This window comes from Desulfosporosinus paludis, assembly GCF_045689965.1.
GTDB classification, from domain to species: Bacteria; Bacillota; Desulfitobacteriia; order Desulfitobacteriales; family Desulfitobacteriaceae; genus Desulfosporosinus; species Desulfosporosinus paludis.
Map to the genome: position 1 here is coordinate 905731 of NZ_CP144211.1, position 15778 is coordinate 921508.

The following is a 15778-nucleotide window of genomic DNA, read 5'->3' on the forward strand; positions in this document are numbered from 1 at the left end:
GATGATCCCCGCAAACCTCATCACGGATTACTTGTCAGCTGACTCTAAACTCTTGTATAGCTGTTAGTAGTTCCTGAGCAGTTGCAGTCAGGTCTTGAGTTGCCGTAGCCATACGGCTTATAGAGGTCGCCTGTTCTTTAATATTGTCTGTGACAGATTGCACACGCTCAGCGGTAACCTGACTAAAACCGCTGATATTATTAATCGAGTCAACAACTTGTTGATTCCCTATAGCGACTTGCTGAATTGAAGTGGAAATTTCTCTAACTTGCGATGAGACCTCTTCAATATGTCCGTAGTTTGTCGTAAATGCTTGGCCGGCAATCTCAACTACTTTAATTCCCTCTTGAACATCGTTCGAAGCATCGTTCATGGCAGATACCGCTGAGATAATATTTTCATGATTTTTATTGATTAAAGAATTAATTTTCTTTGAGGCATCATGAGACTGTTCAGCAAGTTTTCGCACTTCTTCAGCGACGACTGTAAAACTGCGTCCATGTTCACCAGCCCGTGCGGCTTCGATTGCTGCATTAAGAGCTAACAAGTTGGTTTGAGCAGCAATTCCACTAATAAATTTAGTAATATCACTAATCTGATTATTACTTAACGTAAGATTATTAACAGCGTTCTGGATTCGCTCTGTTCTCTCGCCTATGATTGACATCTGCTGAACGACTTTGTCAATAGCTTGCTGCCCATATTTTGTTGTTATAGCTGTTTTATCAGTAAGGTCAGCAACTAGAATACTGGTAGCGGCAATCTGCTGAGCACTTGCTGATACTTGTTGAATGGCAACGGATGCCTCATTGATAGAAACGACTTGCTTCTCAGTATCTGATGAAGCTGCAGCCATAGTGACTACGATTTGCTCAGATGCGTTCGAGTTTTCCAGAGTGATCGACTGAATAGCCTGGGCATTTTCTGACACTAATTGACTAGAACGAGAAACCTCGCCTACCAAATTGCGCAAAGTATTCCTCATGGTATCGAAAGCAGCAGCTAATTGACCTGTTTCATCCGTCGAGTGAACTATCTGTTCATCGATGACTAGGTTACCTCGCTCCACCTCCTGCACACTTTTTAACATTACCTGCATCGGTTTTGCTAAGAGACGTGCAACAAGCATACCTAAGAGTGAGCTCAATAGAACTCCAACGATTGGGAATATGATCAAAATTCTGCCGGCCTGCAGAAAATCTTGATTATTCTGCGCCATAGTTTTTTCCATTAAATTTTCGTTATAGGCAATAAGATAGGACAGCACAATATGTATTGTATCTACGTAGGTTAAAGCATTATTTGAATAGACACTGTAGGATTCTTGTTTAGTCCCTTGAGCACTGATATCGAAAGCCTTTTGCCTTTCATTTCGATAGCTGGCGAGAGCTTCTTTTAAGGCTGCTAGTTTTGCTGTTTCATCAGAACTAAGCTTAAGAGATGCATAGTCGTTAAGAGATGCATCAATTGTACTATCTGCGTTTTTGAGATTCTTTAAAAGTTCTTGTTTTCGAATTACATCAATTGGGGCCAAGATCATCTCCATGGACAAGGCCTCCGATACTCCAGTATTGGCCCTTACTTCATTAAGGAACTTTACTGCAGATAAAGAACTTGCATACATCTGATTAAAGTCGTTATTTTGTCTTTGGTAATAGATATAACCTGTATAACCAATTCCACCCATCAAAATTGCCATAGTAACTACTAAAGAAATAATTTTAAAGGCAATTTTTAAGTTGCGGAATCTATCTAAACTCTTCACAATCACCTTTGATTTACTAAGATTCTTAAATCCAGACTCAAGTTTAGATTTGTGTTTAGATTTATATTTGAATTTAAATTTAAATTTGGATTTAATATACTTTAAGCTATCCTTAATTTTAAATCCAATATTTTTATGATTTAATTTTGATTCCAAGTTATGTTTCCTATTTTTAGATTTCTTTGCTGTTGAAATTTTTGTTTTTATTGATTTGAGAAAACGCAGTATCTTGTTTTTGAACTGTAACAATTAAATTTCCTCCATTTCATCTGTTTCCTAAATTTCTTTTCATAGATCACAAACATAAAAATCCACTCCACTAACGATTAAAAACTGAACTTCTCTGAGGCAAAACTCTACACATGCCTCAATTCGCCAACTCCTTTATCTACAAAAATCATTTTTTCTAAAGTGATGAAGAACTACACAGAACTTAAAATGCCTATCGAATTATCGTAATAAAAAAGAGTTTCCTCCTAATGCCTTTACTTCTTTCTTTATTTGAGCGGCTCTCTCAGAGACAAGTAAAGGAGTCCAGGTTTGTTCAACAGTATTGATGACAAGTCCGGCAAGAGCTACACTTAGGTTTTCTTTACCCGGTAACTTTTCAACGGATTGTTTAAATTGGGTGAGGATATTAGCTGCTAATCTTTCCAAGTTCGAGGATGAGGCGATTATAATAAAATCATCTCCTCCAATATGGCCGATGAAAGTTTCTTCGCCCGTTGCATTAATTGCTTTCAGCAGAACCTCGCTCAATATTTTGATAACCACATCTCCTTGCTGAAAACCATATAGATCGTTATAATATTTGAATTTATTAAGGTCTATATATATAAGACCGAATGTCAAACCTCGTTCTATGTATTGGCGGATTTCTTGGTCTATACGCAGGTTGCCCGGCAACCCTGTCAGGGGATTAGCTCCTTGGGCAAGTTGAATCTGCCTTTCAGAAATAGCCTTCATTAGATTTGCAACCGAAACCATACCAATCGGCTTACGTTGATTGGCTACAATAATGCCGTCGTATAATTGAGAATCAGAGCGTTGCATTGCTAAGCTAGACACCACTTCCAAAGGAGTTGTGTCTTCCACTATTAGTGGATTCGTATCCATCAAAATGGGAACAGTGCGTTCTAAATAGAGCGGAACACCATAACGAGTACCTAGAGCGGAGAAAAGCCTGTCTCGCTGCATCACTCCAACTAACCGGGAGTCTTCTGTTATCCCTACGAGCCATTGATGTGGATGGTCACGAAAATAAGTTTCCACGACACCTACAAGTGTATTGCTCTCGAAAATAGATAAGGGCTCAACCATGGAAATAATAGGCTTATCCTCAATGTAATTTAGACGCCGTTTGGAGTTCAAGATTTCCATAACGGCAGGGTTAATACTTTTTCGCACAAAGTCAGGTCTTGCAACAAAAAAACCTTGAACATAATCAACCCCTAACTGGACTACGGTGCGCATTTCCTCTTCTGTTTCCACTCCTTCCGCAATGATTCGGCAGCCTATGCGCTTAGAAAAAGTGACAAATGTTTCCAGCAAAGCCCATTTTGTCGGATCGGCATGCACTCCCGATATTAAAGATCGATCCACTTTAAGAAAGTCGGGATGGAGCTCTGCTACGGATTGCAAAGAAGAGTAACCGGCTCCTAAATCATCCAAAGCAATTAGATAGCCCTGACTTCGATAATGATCCAAAGCGTCTCTAAACGTAGAAAAATTGTCTATAGCACTTCTTTCTGTGATTTCAAGCACAACATTGGATGGGGCTACCCCCTTTTCGCTAAGCATCTTTCTGGTTTGGCCAGAGGCAAATTCAGGGTCAACTAAGATTTGGGGGTTAATGTTGAGAAAGAGAAACTCATTGTTTTGCAAAACGGTTGGGTAGGCTGTTATAGCCTGACGCCGACAAAGCGTTTCTATCGGATAAAGCTGACCTATCTTTTCGGCAAAAGGAAAGAGATCAGAGATATCGCTAAAGCATGTAGAGCCTGGGATGCGAGATAACGCTTCAAAACCAAAAATCTCGCCGTTACGAGTTTCAATAATCGCTTGAAACGCGGTTTTTAAGTATTTTTCAGGTTCATCGAGTAAATGGGTAATTTCTTCGCGGCGAGCAAAAAATTGAGGGTCCGGTTCGGATTTATTTAGTAGAAAGGCCTCTTTCACAGCGGCATAAAGTAAGTAATCAGCACTTCGACTGACTACGTTAAGACAGCGGGCAATCCCAGTACGCAGCTTAATTTTCTCTTTGACTAGTTTCCTTAATCTATGATTAAAACGTTCTTGCATAGGAAGAACCCATCTTTCAACGAGCTCCGGCATATCCCAATGCGTGTTTTCTCCAGGAACAAAATAAACAACGAAGTCGTCTCCCCCTCTGCTTTCTGATTGAGCGAAAAGGAAGAGATTGCGTTGTTTTCGAAGTGTAAAGTTTATTTCATTTTCAATCTCAGCGAGAATTTCTTGGCAGATTTTATAACCATAACGAAATTCAACCTCATGGAAATTAACAATATCAAGATATAATACCCAAATCGTTTTATCATTCTTTAGTAGGCGGTATAGTTTTTGTAGGCCTCTAGCTTTTGACATTAACATTCTAAAACTCCCTTTTATCAGCCAAGAATAAATTGCAGAAAATCGTTCAACAACTATATTCCTCTTACAGCATAATAGCTTTGTGTAAAAATCTTATGAACTAAATGTAAATTTAGCGTTAAATTTAGCCAATGACTGCATAATTTAGCAAATCGCATAGGCATTAGGTTCCTTCAGAAAAAAAATAAGCCCTTGCACTGCAAGGGCCCAGGTATTTCCATAGTGTACATATAACTATATTGCTCTAAAAATGTTAAGACAGCCATAAATTTTGTTGGTAAGATCATAGGCCCTGAAACCAGTTAGCCTGTTTATTTAACTTTTCAGTAAATATTATGGCGAGCACAGGATCAAATTGGCCGCCGGCATTCTTAAGAACTTCTTGTAGAGCAGCCTCTTTCTGAAAAGCCGGCCGGTAAGGACGTTCACTTGTCATTGCTATGTAACTGCTGGCGAGTGCAATGATCCTTGCCTCAATAGGAATTTCTTCTCCTTTTAAACCCTTTGGATACCCTGAACCATCCCATCGTTCGTGATGTGTCAGCACATAATCCGCTAGTTCTGACATTTCATTGGAGTCTCGTACCCTACCAATTGATGCAAAGGCCTCATCAATTATTTTTCGTCCGCTCTCAGAGTATAGATTAAGATCGAAGGATGCCTTACCAATAACATCCTCTCTCTTGTAGCCCAATGTTTCCAAAAACATGATATCATCTGATCTAAGAAAAACTAAAGCCAGACCGCAGCAAGTAAACGATCTAGCAATTAGGTAATCGCAGGCAAAAGTTCGTCCAATTAATGAAATAATATAGAGATAAGTTATCTGTAAGTCAATCGATACTGGAAGCAATAAGTGGTTAAGTCTGTGTTTTTGCTTTTCCATAGATACTCAAATTCAACGTATTGTAATTCACATAACTACGAATAAGAAGATAACTGCCTGAATCATTCCTGAACTTGAAATCTAAATTTGGGTAAGCCACCGTTGCATCTTGCCCGGGAGGGACATAGGTGACTGGCAAGCTATGACGCGTGCGCTCAACAACACTTAGGGATGGGGATGCCAATCGAACAGCATTGTAAAGGGTACTGGAAACTTGACAGATTCCTCCACCTAGGCCGGGTACAAAGGTACTTCCTTCAATAATCATGGCTTCTTGATACCCAGCTTCGGCAGTTCTGGGGCCAACAGTCTCGTTAAATGAGAACACCTCTCCAGGTTTTAAGAGCATTCCATCAATAGCCTTAGCTGCGAGCTTAATATTGAGGGTTCGTTCTTTCAGGTTTGGATCAAAGCTGGTAGTATAGTTGCTTAAAAGGCCATTCTCTTTCACGTTTTGGAGATCTATTTTCGTTATGGCCGGTTTGACTGTTTGGAAGGGTATAGGAATTGGGTTGACATGATTAGGCGACTGCTTCTTTACGCTCGCTATCAAAGAATCGAAGTCAACTTGTTTTCCGATTTTTTCAGGGACAATTTGCATAGTCTTATCTGGGTTAATGAGAAAATGCGCATCCTCTGCAGGAATGTTCAAATCCGCTAGATGTTTAGTCAGAGTTGCCTTAAGGACTTGATCACTCCATTGACAGTTAGGCCTAAAGGTGATTCCCCAGCTGGCTCTAAACTTGCTGATCGCTTTATTAAAGAAGTTCCCTTCTCGCCCAATGAGATAGGCTTGCTGAAGTGGTTCTTGATAATTATAGGTTAATCCAAGTTCTTCCATGCTGATTGGGAAACTTTTCTTGTCGGAAATGAAATGAACAGGACGTTTGGAAATTTCATGTTTCAATTGCTCTAGTTTAGACTGGGCTTCCTGAATAGAAAGCTGCCCCAAAGGGATTTCTAAGACAACTCCTTCGGCGATCTGCCCTCTATCCCAAGTATATAGAATGAGAGTAAAAGCTCCTAATAATAAGGTTAGAATACTTATCATTAGTAAGATTTTATGACGTTTTAACAAATTTAGGAGGGGCAGTATATCAGTGCCGGCGTTCTCTTCCATTTTGAAATTCTCTCCTCTCGGCTAGTAACGTTTAACTATATGCGAGCAAGAGAAAAAATTTCATAGAGGACATGCCGGATATTTCTGGGCTATGGCTCATAATTTACAAGGCCGCCCGACTTCGAACTGGCGGCAAACTGATGTCTCAGCCTTTTCAGGGAAGCACCGGGCCTCTGGTCGCGGACAAATTAGATTTTGTGATAAGCTAAAAAATTTAACGGCCTTTTACCAGCGCAAACACTCCTGAAAAAGCTAACATGGTTATTGTTCCTACCACTAGCCCAACAATTTGGTTCTTACCTAAGACTGAAGTAGCTAAGACCACCGACAATAGTATGATGGCAATGATTGTAGAGTAGGGAAAGCCGGGGGATTTTAATAGTCTCACATCAGAATTTGATTTCACCTGTTTCCGGAAACAATAGTATGTTACGGCAATAATTAACCAATTTAGGATGAGTGCAACCCCGGCAGAGCCGGCTATATATGTAAAAATTTCTTGTGGTAAGAGGTATGAAATACCCGCCACAATTAGCAAAAAGGCACTCGATATTAGAACGGCCGCAACTGGTACACCACGACGGTTTTCACCAGCTAAGAAAACCGGGGCATCATGGCGTTCCGCCAGTGATTTAAGCATGCGCGGGACTCCATACATATTTGAATTCATGGCTGATAGGATTGCACTTAAAATGACCGCATTCATAATACTGCTAATACCACTCAGACCTAACTGTCGGAGTAGAGGCACAAAACTACTTCCGTTTTGTGGTATCTGATTCCAGGGAACAATACCCACCAATGTAGTAATGGCTCCCAGATATACGAACACAAGAGTGACATTAATTACGTTCACTGCCTTGGGTACCGTTTTGACTGGATCTTGAGTTTCCGCAGCAGCAGATCCGATGACCTGCTCTCCGGCGTACGTGAATAAAACTAGAAGCAGAGATGAGAAAAAACCCGACGAACCGTGAGGAAAGAAACCACCATATCCCAGGTAATTTACTATTCCCGGCGATTTCAATTCCGGCCAAAACCCTGCAAATAAGACTATACCCATACCGATCACCACGAGCAAAATACCTACCTTGATAAAAGATAGAATTTCCTCTACTCGGGCGAAAACCCGAACATCTAAAAAACTGATACCTATAATAACCATTGCGATAATCAGGCTGATCAGCCAGATAGGCAAGTAGGGTAGCCAGAATCGTACAATTAATGCCGCAGCAACCATTTCGGTCGCCAAAGTTAAGATCCCCGCCATCCAATACATCCATCCAGACGTAAAACCCAGATTAGGGCCCAAGTATTCTTGGGCATAAACACTAAAGGAACCGTTTGTTGGTTCATGGACACTCATTTCCGCGAGCATGCGCATGATTAAGGTCGAGATGATACCTCCAATAACGAAGGCGAGGATGATTGAGGGACCCGCCTGATTTACTGCAATACCACTGGCTACAAAAATACCGGAACCTATGGCTCCGCCTAATCCTAACATGGTCAATCCTGTAAAATTTATCTGACCCCTATTATTATAAGAAGGTCTTCTATGATTTTCTTGGAAATTTTTCATACTTCCCATTTAATTCCCCACTTAATTTAATAAATTCTGGAATACTGCGTTGCATGAAGATGCATTAGTAATAATCCGTTGGGACACGAAAAGGCATCTGAATCAACTAAATAACCTTCTTTACCTTAATATACTCTAATTATAGCCAAAACTATCGTCGTTACTCATCTCTTCTTTTGTAGTTGGAGTAATTAGTTCGTCTTTGAATGGACTTGGGTCAATTTATTACTCTCAAGCTTTCCACACGTCTCTATTTATTCCTGCATAGGAACGCTTTATCCTCTGAAAAGACAACTATTTTGACGACAACAATTAAGTAGTAGGCAGGGCGCTCATGATTACAGTTTTTTAATCATATTCCATTTTTTTGATTTTTGTTTCTTTAGGGTATATAATCATTAAAAATACTGTAAACCTTTCCCAGCCAACCTCTAAATAATCTTGAAACAATTTTATCATTACTAAAAAAGGAGATAACTATGAAGATTCTTTTTGTTTATCCTCAGTACCCGGTTACATATTGGGGATTCCAGTATGCCCTAAAATTTGTTTCAAAAAAGGCTAGCTTTCCGCCTCTTGGCCTTGCAACCGTTGCAGCACTGTTTCCAAAAGAGGATGAAAAACGACTCATTGATATGAATGTGACAACGTTAAAAGATAAAGATTTATTGTGGGCAGACTATGTCATGATCAGCTCCATGGCTGTCCAGAGAGAGTCTACAAGAGAAGTAATTAATCGCTGTAAAGCTCTTGGCGTAAAAACAGTTGCGGGAGGACCTCTTTTTACCTCAGAACCCGAGTCCTTTGATGATGTCGATCATCTTGTCTTAAATGAAGGTGAACTTACCATTCCTAACTTTGTTCGGGATCTTCAAGCTGGTAAGGCATTACATAGTTATACGTCCGAACAATGGGCGGATTTACGTGAAACACCTGTACCCTTATGGAACCTTATCGATCAACAAAAATATTCAACCATGAACATTCAATATTCACGCGGCTGCCCTTTCAACTGCGACTTCTGCAATATCACCAGCTTATTTGGGCACCTCCCTCGAACAAAAGAGGCCCCCCAATTACTTAAAGAATTAACGGCTCTTTACGAATCTGGTTGGCGAGGCGGAGTCTTTTTTGTCGATGATAATTTCATAGGCAACAAAAGAAAACTCATGGAGGATATCCTTCCTGCCCTTATTGATTGGATGGAAAAAAGAAACTACCCCTTCGCCTTTTTAACGGAAACCTCAATTAATCTCGCTGACGACGATAAATTAATGCGGATGATGGTAAAGGCCGGATTTAATACAGTATTTGTTGGCATTGAATCTCCGAATGAAAGTAGTTTAGCAGAATGTAACAAGACACAAAACAAAAACAGAGATTTGATACAGAGTGTCAAAACGATACAACACTCAGGTCTACAGGTCCATGGTGGCTTTATTGTTGGTTTTGATAATGACAATATAACCATATTCGATAGTTTAATAGATTTTATTCAGCAGAGCGGGATTGCTGCAGCAATGGTGGGATTATTAAATGCACCGAAGGGAACTAAACTGTACCAGCGATTAGCAGGCGAAGGTAGACTCTTGAAGGGATTTACAGGGGATAATACCGATTTTAGTATGAACTTTATCCCCAAGATGGATCGAGAAACTCTCGTAAATGGCTATCATCGGATTGTAAATACCATCTATTCTCCTAGTCGTTACTATGAACGTATCCTTGTTTTTTTGAAAGAATACAACCCCATAGCATCTACAACTGGTCCTCTGAATTTTAGTCATATTATGGCCTTTTTGAAGTCCATGATTCGTTTAGGGATCATTGAAAAAGAGAGACGTTATTACTGGCGGCTCATCATTTGGTCCTTGATTAAACGTCCTCAGGTCTTTCCTCTAGCAGTCACCCTATCCATCTATGGTTATCATTTTAGAAAAGTGTTCGAAAATACGGCTTTAGAGAGTTAATATCGGGACTTCAGATAGGCTTGTGTCCCGTCTGAAGTTTACACGGAACTTACGGCTTATAGGAGCGGATAGAAATGTAGCTCTTGAAAACTGGATAAAATGTAATATCTTAAATCCTTAACAAAAACAGCAGAATCACGCATTGAGCGTAATTCTGCTGTTTTTGTTAAGGATTTATGCAGATAAAATACCTGAAAAGCTAAACGCATCTGCTGACCCTTCCTCGTAAACCTGAGAGAATAAATAGTCGAACCCACTACCATATCCAGTATGCTCAATAATATAGACATCCTCTTGAATTTTCGAGGAGGAATCGAGTAAAAATTTGCTGGCAATGAGAATCCATGTAAGTCCGTCACGAAAGAGGACAAATTTAACGTTAGTATTTTGCGGATCACGAAACACGAAGTTGTCTAATTGAATATCTTTGCAAGCATGAACATATGTTAATAGTTTCTCCTCGATGCCATCGTCGATTTTTAAAGGACCGCTGTTATCTTCCTCTAGTCCTGCCACAATCTTCAACCTCCATTAAACCATGTCCGATATACCGAGACCGCTTGTAAAGGTGACTTTATAATTTATTAAGACCTTACTATTATTTTCTATATTAATAAAAAAATACTTCAAGTTTAAAGACCTTCTTGAGTATGGAATATCCGAGATCAGACAAGAAAAGCCATACCGTCATACAACGATCTGGCTGTAGATCTTCTCATGCTTTTTAATGGCCCCAGGCCTGCATCCTATAAGCCTAGTTGATATTAATAAGACTTTCAGCGCTGTGGAGATTCAAGCTTTCCTCCTCTGGCTAAGGAGGCGAAGATACCGATTAAACAGAGGAACGTAAAGACAATGAAACTAGTTCTCGAACTTTTCAGGAAACCTGTTATATAATCCGGCGAAGTGAGAGTCAGGTTTTTCATATCTAAAGAAGTAATCAAGGCAACAATTGTCATACTCAACGTTTGTCCAAGCAGCCTCATCGTTCCAAGAGCAGAAGATGCTACTCCATAAAGCGTTCTTTCTACAGAACTCATGACAGCATTTGTATTGGGAGATGAAAATAAGGCGAAGCCCAAGCCGATAAAAGCGAGGTTAATCACAATAAACAAGATAGAGGTATTTCCACTGAGAAAGATGAAGAAAAATAGCCCGATCGTTGTTAAACCCATCCCCAAGGAAGCAAGAATTTGGGAGCTGATCTTATCGGACAAACGCCCAGCCATAGGGGAAAGGGCAGCCATAATAATGGGCTGGGACAGAAGAATAAAGCCTGATTGTGAGGTTTCAATGTTTTGTACATTTTGAAGATATAAGGACATGATGTAAACCAAGGCAAAAGTAGCGCTATAGTTAATGAGTGCTGCCAGATTGGAAAAAGCAAAAGAACGATTTTTTATAAAGAGACGCATAGGCAATATGGGATAGGAAATCTTATTTTCATAGACAACGAAGGCAACCAAAAGAAGGAAACCGAGGATAAAGGCAACAAGATAATTAAAACCTGCTGTAAGGTCAGATAATCCATAGAGACATAGCAATATACCAAGTATCCAGAGGATACTTCCTAAGGTGTCAAATTGCTCATTGTTTGCCCCGACCCATTCACCGGAGAGTTTTGCCAAAGTCAGAGTTAATGCTACGATGGAAACAATAAAATTGAAGTAAAATATTCCTCGCCAACTTATCGTGCTGCAGATGACTCCTCCAAGGACAGGGCCCATAGAGAGACCGATATAGGTGGCTGCTGCGCTTAACCCCATTGCTTTTCCCCGTTCTTTTGCCGGGACAACTGAAGTTAAGATAGCCATTGAAGTCCCAAAAATCATGGCACTGGCGATTCCTTGCAACACTCTGAAGATGATCAAAACAGAAAACGAAAAAGCGAGTCCGCAGCCCAGTGAAGTTAAGGCAAAAAAGAACATTCCAATAATAAATACCTTTTTTCTCCCTACAAGATCCGCTAAACGTCCAAAGGGCAGCAAGAAAGCGGCTGTTGCCAAGAGATAACTGGTCACTACCCAGTTTAACCAAGATTGGTCAACACCGTATTCCATACCAATCTGTGGAATACCCAAATTTATGGCATTGCCCATAAACGGAGTAATAAAAGATGTTATCATGACAATAATCATGGTAAGTCTTATCATTGTTCGATTCTGTTCCATGATCGATACCCCCAAACAGTATGCATTTCTTGAGATTCAAAAAGTTCCCCATCGTTAAGCCATTGTCATTGATTTAATCAAGGCTATGTTAGAATTCGTTAACCCTATTGTTAACAAGATCGCCAATTCCTCCCTTCTCAATAATGAATATGATCGTCAATGGTCGCCGTGGACTATCTCAATTCTCACGCGTGAACGTTTATAAGAAGCATCTTTGATTTGAATAGAGACTGTCCGCTAACAATGTTTTCCTAATAATAACATTATGCTATTGAACGTTTAACAAAATTTTATTCAAAAGAACTTTCAATTGTCTTATTTCTTCCTCACTTAAACCGTGTTGTACTTCACCTGACACTTCGTAGGCAATCTTAACCAATATATCCTCGAGACTTCGGCCTTTGTCCGTTAAAAATATCAAAAAAACTCTTCTGTCATTAGGGCTGGTTTGACGCTTGATAAGGTCTTTGTATTCAAGTTTGTCCAATATCCTTGTAAGTGTTGTCTGATCTTTTAACGTAATTTCCGAAATCTCTTTCTGAGAGATTCCGTCTTTTTGCCATAGTCGGTTTAATATTTCCCACTGTTCGGGAGTAATATCGCAGGGTTTAAACTTTCGGGTCAAATAGTTTGATAGTTTTTGGTGAGTCCTGCTGATAATAAATCCCAAAGATTCCTCTAAAATATATTTCATAGTTGACACCCATATTCTAAAATTATTTTATCCAAAACTATTTCATTAACAATCATTGTATTAGCAATTAAATTATAGTCTGGGGCCGATTTACTGTCAAGCGGACATCCTAATAAAAAAGCGTTGGTATTCTGTTTCCAAAACACCAACGCTATCGCTATTGATCAATTTTTCTGAAACTACTCTATTTTAACAATCGCCTAAATGCTAATGCCGGTTAATTCGGGTGAAAAATCGCGGTACCTAATCTACTATTTTGGCAGCTTAGACAAAGTCTTGAAAGATACCTGTAAATCAGTGTACAGTTTCTTATAGAGTTCGTAATAATCCTCATACACTTTTCGTGTCGATAGATTTGGATTCTGTATGCTTTTTTTAACAACTAAATTGTCACAGGCATTTTCTACAGAATCGTAGATACCTGCTCCTACTCCGGCTAGGATTGCCACACCTAAGGCAGGTCCTTCATCAGCTTTAATGGTGCTTACAGGACAACCGTACATGTCTGCAAGCATCTGTCTCCATACAGAACTTCTTCCTCCGCCGCCACAGGCGATCATATCTTCAACGTTTACGTTCATTTCTTTAAAAACGTCAACACATTCACGCTGGGAAAAGGCCACCCCCTCCATCACTGAGCGAATCAAATGAGCACGGCTGTGGGAAGCTGACAACCCGAAGAATACTCCTCTGCAATAAGGATCAGGATGAGGAGACCGTTCACCCATCAAGTAAGGAAGATAAACAAGCCCACCCGCTCCGGGCATGACGTTTTCAGCAAGTTTATCCATGACGACATATGGGTCAATACCTAGTTTTTCAGCCTCGCTCATTTCTTCAGAGCAACAAGTATCTCTCAGCCATTTTAGCGATAAGCCGGCACCAAGAGTACAGCTCATGACCGTCCATTTTCCGGGTACTGCGCTGCATAGTGTATGCACCCTTCCCTTAAGGTCAATGGAAACGTCATTCGAAATCGCGTAGATTACGCCGGAGGTGCCAATCGTAGTAAAGGCATTCCCTGCCCTTACAACCCCTGTCCCCACTGCAGCGGCTGAGTTGTCGGCTGCACCGCCTACAACAATTGTGCCCTCGCGAAGCCCAGTTAGCTCTGCTGCTTTCCTGTGAATTTTACCTGTAACATCCGGTGATTCATATAACTTCCCTAACATTGACTTGTCAATATTAAACTTCGATAATATTTGATCAGACCAACCACGTTTAGCTACGTCCATCAGCTGCATTCCGGAAGCATCGGACATTTCCGTGGCATATTCACCCGTAAGCATGTAGCGAATATAATCTTTCGGCAACAAAATATGGGCACATTTCTCATAGACATCAGGTTCATTATTTTGGACCCAAAGTATCTTAGACGCCGTAAAGCCTGTCAAGGCAGGGTTAGCGGTGATTTCAATGAGTTTTTTTTCGCCGATCACTTTATTCATTTGTTCGCATTCATTGGCTGTGCGCTGGTCGCACCAAATGATTGAATTTCTTAATACCATTCCGTCTTTATCGAGCATCACAAGTCCGTGCATCTGTCCTGAGAGACCCACCCCGGAAATTTCCGAGGCATCAATTCCGCTCTTTGTGATCACATAATTGATACCATGACATGTGGCATTCCACCAATCAGAAGGGTCTTGCTCTGCCCAACCATTGGCGGGCTGATATAATGGGTATTCTATCGTCTTGGCACAAATTGCGTTTCCAGCAAAATCAAACAGCACGGTTTTTGTACCCGAAGTTCCTAAATCAACGCCAAGTAAATATTGCATCGCACACCCCTCCTTATCAATCCGCGTATCGCAAACAACAATGGTTAATCGATTTTAATGACTGCTTTCACCACATCTTGTTTATGATGAATGACAAAATCAAAGGCTTTGGCAACATCGTCAAAGGCAAATTCATGGGTAATAATACCGGATATATCAATCAGGCCCTTGGCAATAGCATTGATTGCTTGAGGATAGATATTTCTGTAACGGAAGACTGATTTAATTTCCGCTTCCTTAGCCATGATCTTAGCAAAGTTATATTCGATAATATCTTGGGGAGCCATACCGACAAGAACGATGCAGCCACCATTTTTTACAAGATAAGGAGTTTGAGAAATCGTTTTAGCAGCCCCTGCAGTTTCAATAACAATATCAACGCCTTTTTGATTCGTTAGCTTATCAATTTCGGCGATAACATCTACCTCTGTCGCATTTAAAACTGTCGTAGCCCCAAGCTTTTTAGCATATTCAAGCCTTTTAGGTATAACATCAACCACTGTAATATCAGTGGCCCCAAATGCTTTGCAGGCGAGAAGTGTTACGAGCCCGATGGTGCCTGACCCAAGAATTACGACTGAATCCCCTAACTTAACATTACCCTGCTTGGCAGCGTGCATGCCTACTGCTAAAGGTTCAACAAGGGCACCTTCCTTTGTAGAGATCATTTCAGGAAGCTTAAAGGCCATAGTTTCCGGAAAGGCGATATAGTTCATTAAGCAGCCATGATAGGGCGGGGTGGCTAAAAACTCAACATCCGGGCAAAGATTATATCTGCCAGTCTTACAAAATTCACATTGACCGCAGGTACATCCCGGTTCTAAGGCAACTCTGTCCCCCACTTTAAGACGTTCAACGCCTGATCCGACGGCTGCTATTGTTCCGGCACATTCGTGTCCAAGGATGAAATCGCCATTAACAACGAAATCACCGATTTTCCCATGTTCCAAATAATGTACGTCGGAGCCGCAAATTCCCACATATTCCAGCTTCACAAGAACTTGTTTTTCTTTCGGTACAGGGACTTCAATTTCCCGTATTTCCAATTTGTTGAGACCAGTCATGTGCGCTGCTCTATTTAACATTGGGTATCCCTCCTCAGGTCATTAAGTTAAAAAAAGTACAATCTTACAGAAATGCCCCCTTTGTTAACAGGACATTCATCCCCGAGGGAGAATGTCCTGCGAACCTTAAAGGTC

Annotated in this window: 12 protein-coding genes; 2 read left to right on the forward strand and 10 right to left on the reverse strand. The window is 40.5% G+C overall.

Features of this window, described 5'->3' with window-relative positions:
- Positions 1-34 precede the first annotated feature (34 nt).
- From VZF35_RS04715 to VZF35_RS04730, 4 genes are all read right to left on the reverse strand, one after another.
- Complete coding sequence (locus tag VZF35_RS04715; RefSeq protein ID WP_407311453.1) at positions 35-1765, reverse strand: methyl-accepting chemotaxis protein; 1731 nt, start codon at positions 1763-1765, stop codon at positions 35-37.
- A gap of 450 nt (positions 1766-2215) precedes the next feature.
- A complete protein-coding gene (locus VZF35_RS04720) occupies positions 2216-4375 on the reverse strand; it encodes a GGDEF domain-containing protein (RefSeq protein WP_407311455.1) in 2160 nt (719 codons plus the stop codon).
- Positions 4376-4658: 283 nt separating this feature from the next.
- Positions 4659-5261: an HD-GYP domain-containing protein gene (locus VZF35_RS04725; RefSeq protein WP_407311457.1), complete on the reverse strand. Its 603-nt coding sequence runs from the start codon at positions 5259-5261 to the stop codon at positions 4659-4661.
- The gene (locus tag VZF35_RS04730; protein ID WP_407311459.1) at positions 5236-6381 is read right to left on the reverse strand and encodes a VanW family protein; all 1146 of its coding nucleotides are present in this window, start codon (positions 6379-6381) and stop codon (positions 5236-5238) included. The genes VZF35_RS04725 and VZF35_RS04730 overlap by 26 nt, the downstream gene beginning before the upstream one ends.
- 71 nt (positions 6382-6452) lie before the next feature.
- Between VZF35_RS04730 and VZF35_RS04735 the strand changes: the two genes are divergently transcribed.
- Positions 6453-6590, forward strand: a complete 138-nt coding sequence (locus tag VZF35_RS04735) for a hypothetical protein (protein ID WP_407311461.1) — start codon at positions 6453-6455, stop codon at positions 6588-6590.
- Positions 6591-6595: 5 nt separating this feature from the next.
- Here VZF35_RS04735 and VZF35_RS04740 read toward each other — a convergent pair whose 3' ends face one another.
- On the reverse strand, positions 6596-7972 hold the full coding sequence (locus VZF35_RS04740; protein WP_407311463.1) for an amino acid permease: 1377 nt from the start codon (positions 7970-7972) through the stop codon (positions 6596-6598).
- Positions 7973-8442: 470 nt separating this feature from the next.
- Here VZF35_RS04740 and VZF35_RS04745 point away from each other — a divergent pair, with 470 nt between their 5' ends.
- Positions 8443-9933: a B12-binding domain-containing radical SAM protein gene (locus tag VZF35_RS04745; RefSeq protein ID WP_407311465.1), complete on the forward strand. Its 1491-nt coding sequence runs from the start codon at positions 8443-8445 to the stop codon at positions 9931-9933.
- Between the two features lie 174 nt (positions 9934-10107).
- Here VZF35_RS04745 and VZF35_RS04750 read toward each other — a convergent pair whose 3' ends face one another.
- The 5 genes from VZF35_RS04750 to VZF35_RS04770 all read right to left on the reverse strand — a co-directional run bounded on the left by VZF35_RS04750 (position 10108) and on the right by VZF35_RS04770 (position 15664).
- Complete coding sequence (locus VZF35_RS04750; RefSeq protein WP_407311467.1) at positions 10108-10449, reverse strand: hypothetical protein; 342 nt, start codon at positions 10447-10449, stop codon at positions 10108-10110.
- A 260-nt stretch (positions 10450-10709) separates the two neighbouring features.
- Positions 10710-12104, reverse strand: a complete 1395-nt coding sequence (locus VZF35_RS04755; protein WP_407311469.1) for an MFS transporter — start codon at positions 12102-12104, stop codon at positions 10710-10712.
- A 268-nt stretch (positions 12105-12372) separates the two neighbouring features.
- Entirely contained in the window at positions 12373-12798 is a 426-nt protein-coding gene (locus tag VZF35_RS04760; protein ID WP_407311471.1) for a MarR family winged helix-turn-helix transcriptional regulator, read from the reverse strand.
- Positions 12799-13049: 251 nt separating this feature from the next.
- The gene (xylB, locus tag VZF35_RS04765; RefSeq protein ID WP_407311473.1) at positions 13050-14579 is read right to left on the reverse strand and encodes a xylulokinase; all 1530 of its coding nucleotides are present in this window, start codon (positions 14577-14579) and stop codon (positions 13050-13052) included.
- 44 nt (positions 14580-14623) lie between these two features.
- On the reverse strand, positions 14624-15664 hold the full coding sequence (locus VZF35_RS04770; RefSeq protein WP_407311475.1) for an NAD(P)-dependent alcohol dehydrogenase: 1041 nt from the start codon (positions 15662-15664) through the stop codon (positions 14624-14626).
- Between the last annotated feature and the right edge of the window lie 114 nt (positions 15665-15778).

Excerpts from the sequence above, each read along its gene's own strand:
- VZF35_RS04720 (WP_407311455.1), bottom strand. The coding sequence starts at position 4,375 with ATGTTAATGTCAAAAGCTAGAGGCCTACAAAAACTATACCGCCTACTA.
- VZF35_RS04725 (WP_407311457.1), bottom strand. The coding sequence starts at position 5,261 with ATGGAAAAGCAAAAACACAGACTTAACCACTTATTGCTTCCAGTATCG.
- VZF35_RS04730 (WP_407311459.1), bottom strand. The coding sequence starts at position 6,381 with ATGGAAGAGAACGCCGGCACTGATATACTGCCCCTCCTAAATTTGTTA.
- VZF35_RS04735 (WP_407311461.1), top strand. The coding sequence starts at position 6,453 with ATGCCGGATATTTCTGGGCTATGGCTCATAATTTACAAGGCCGCCCGA.
- VZF35_RS04740 (WP_407311463.1), bottom strand. The coding sequence starts at position 7,972 with ATGGGAAGTATGAAAAATTTCCAAGAAAATCATAGAAGACCTTCTTAT.
- VZF35_RS04745 (WP_407311465.1), top strand. The coding sequence starts at position 8,443 with ATGAAGATTCTTTTTGTTTATCCTCAGTACCCGGTTACATATTGGGGA.
- VZF35_RS04755 (WP_407311469.1), bottom strand. The coding sequence starts at position 12,104 with ATGGAACAGAATCGAACAATGATAAGACTTACCATGATTATTGTCATG.
- VZF35_RS04760 (WP_407311471.1), bottom strand. The coding sequence starts at position 12,798 with ATGAAATATATTTTAGAGGAATCTTTGGGATTTATTATCAGCAGGACT.
- xylB (WP_407311473.1), bottom strand. The coding sequence starts at position 14,579 with ATGCAATATTTACTTGGCGTTGATTTAGGAACTTCGGGTACAAAAACC.
- VZF35_RS04770 (WP_407311475.1), bottom strand. The coding sequence starts at position 15,664 with ATGTTAAATAGAGCAGCGCACATGACTGGTCTCAACAAATTGGAAATA.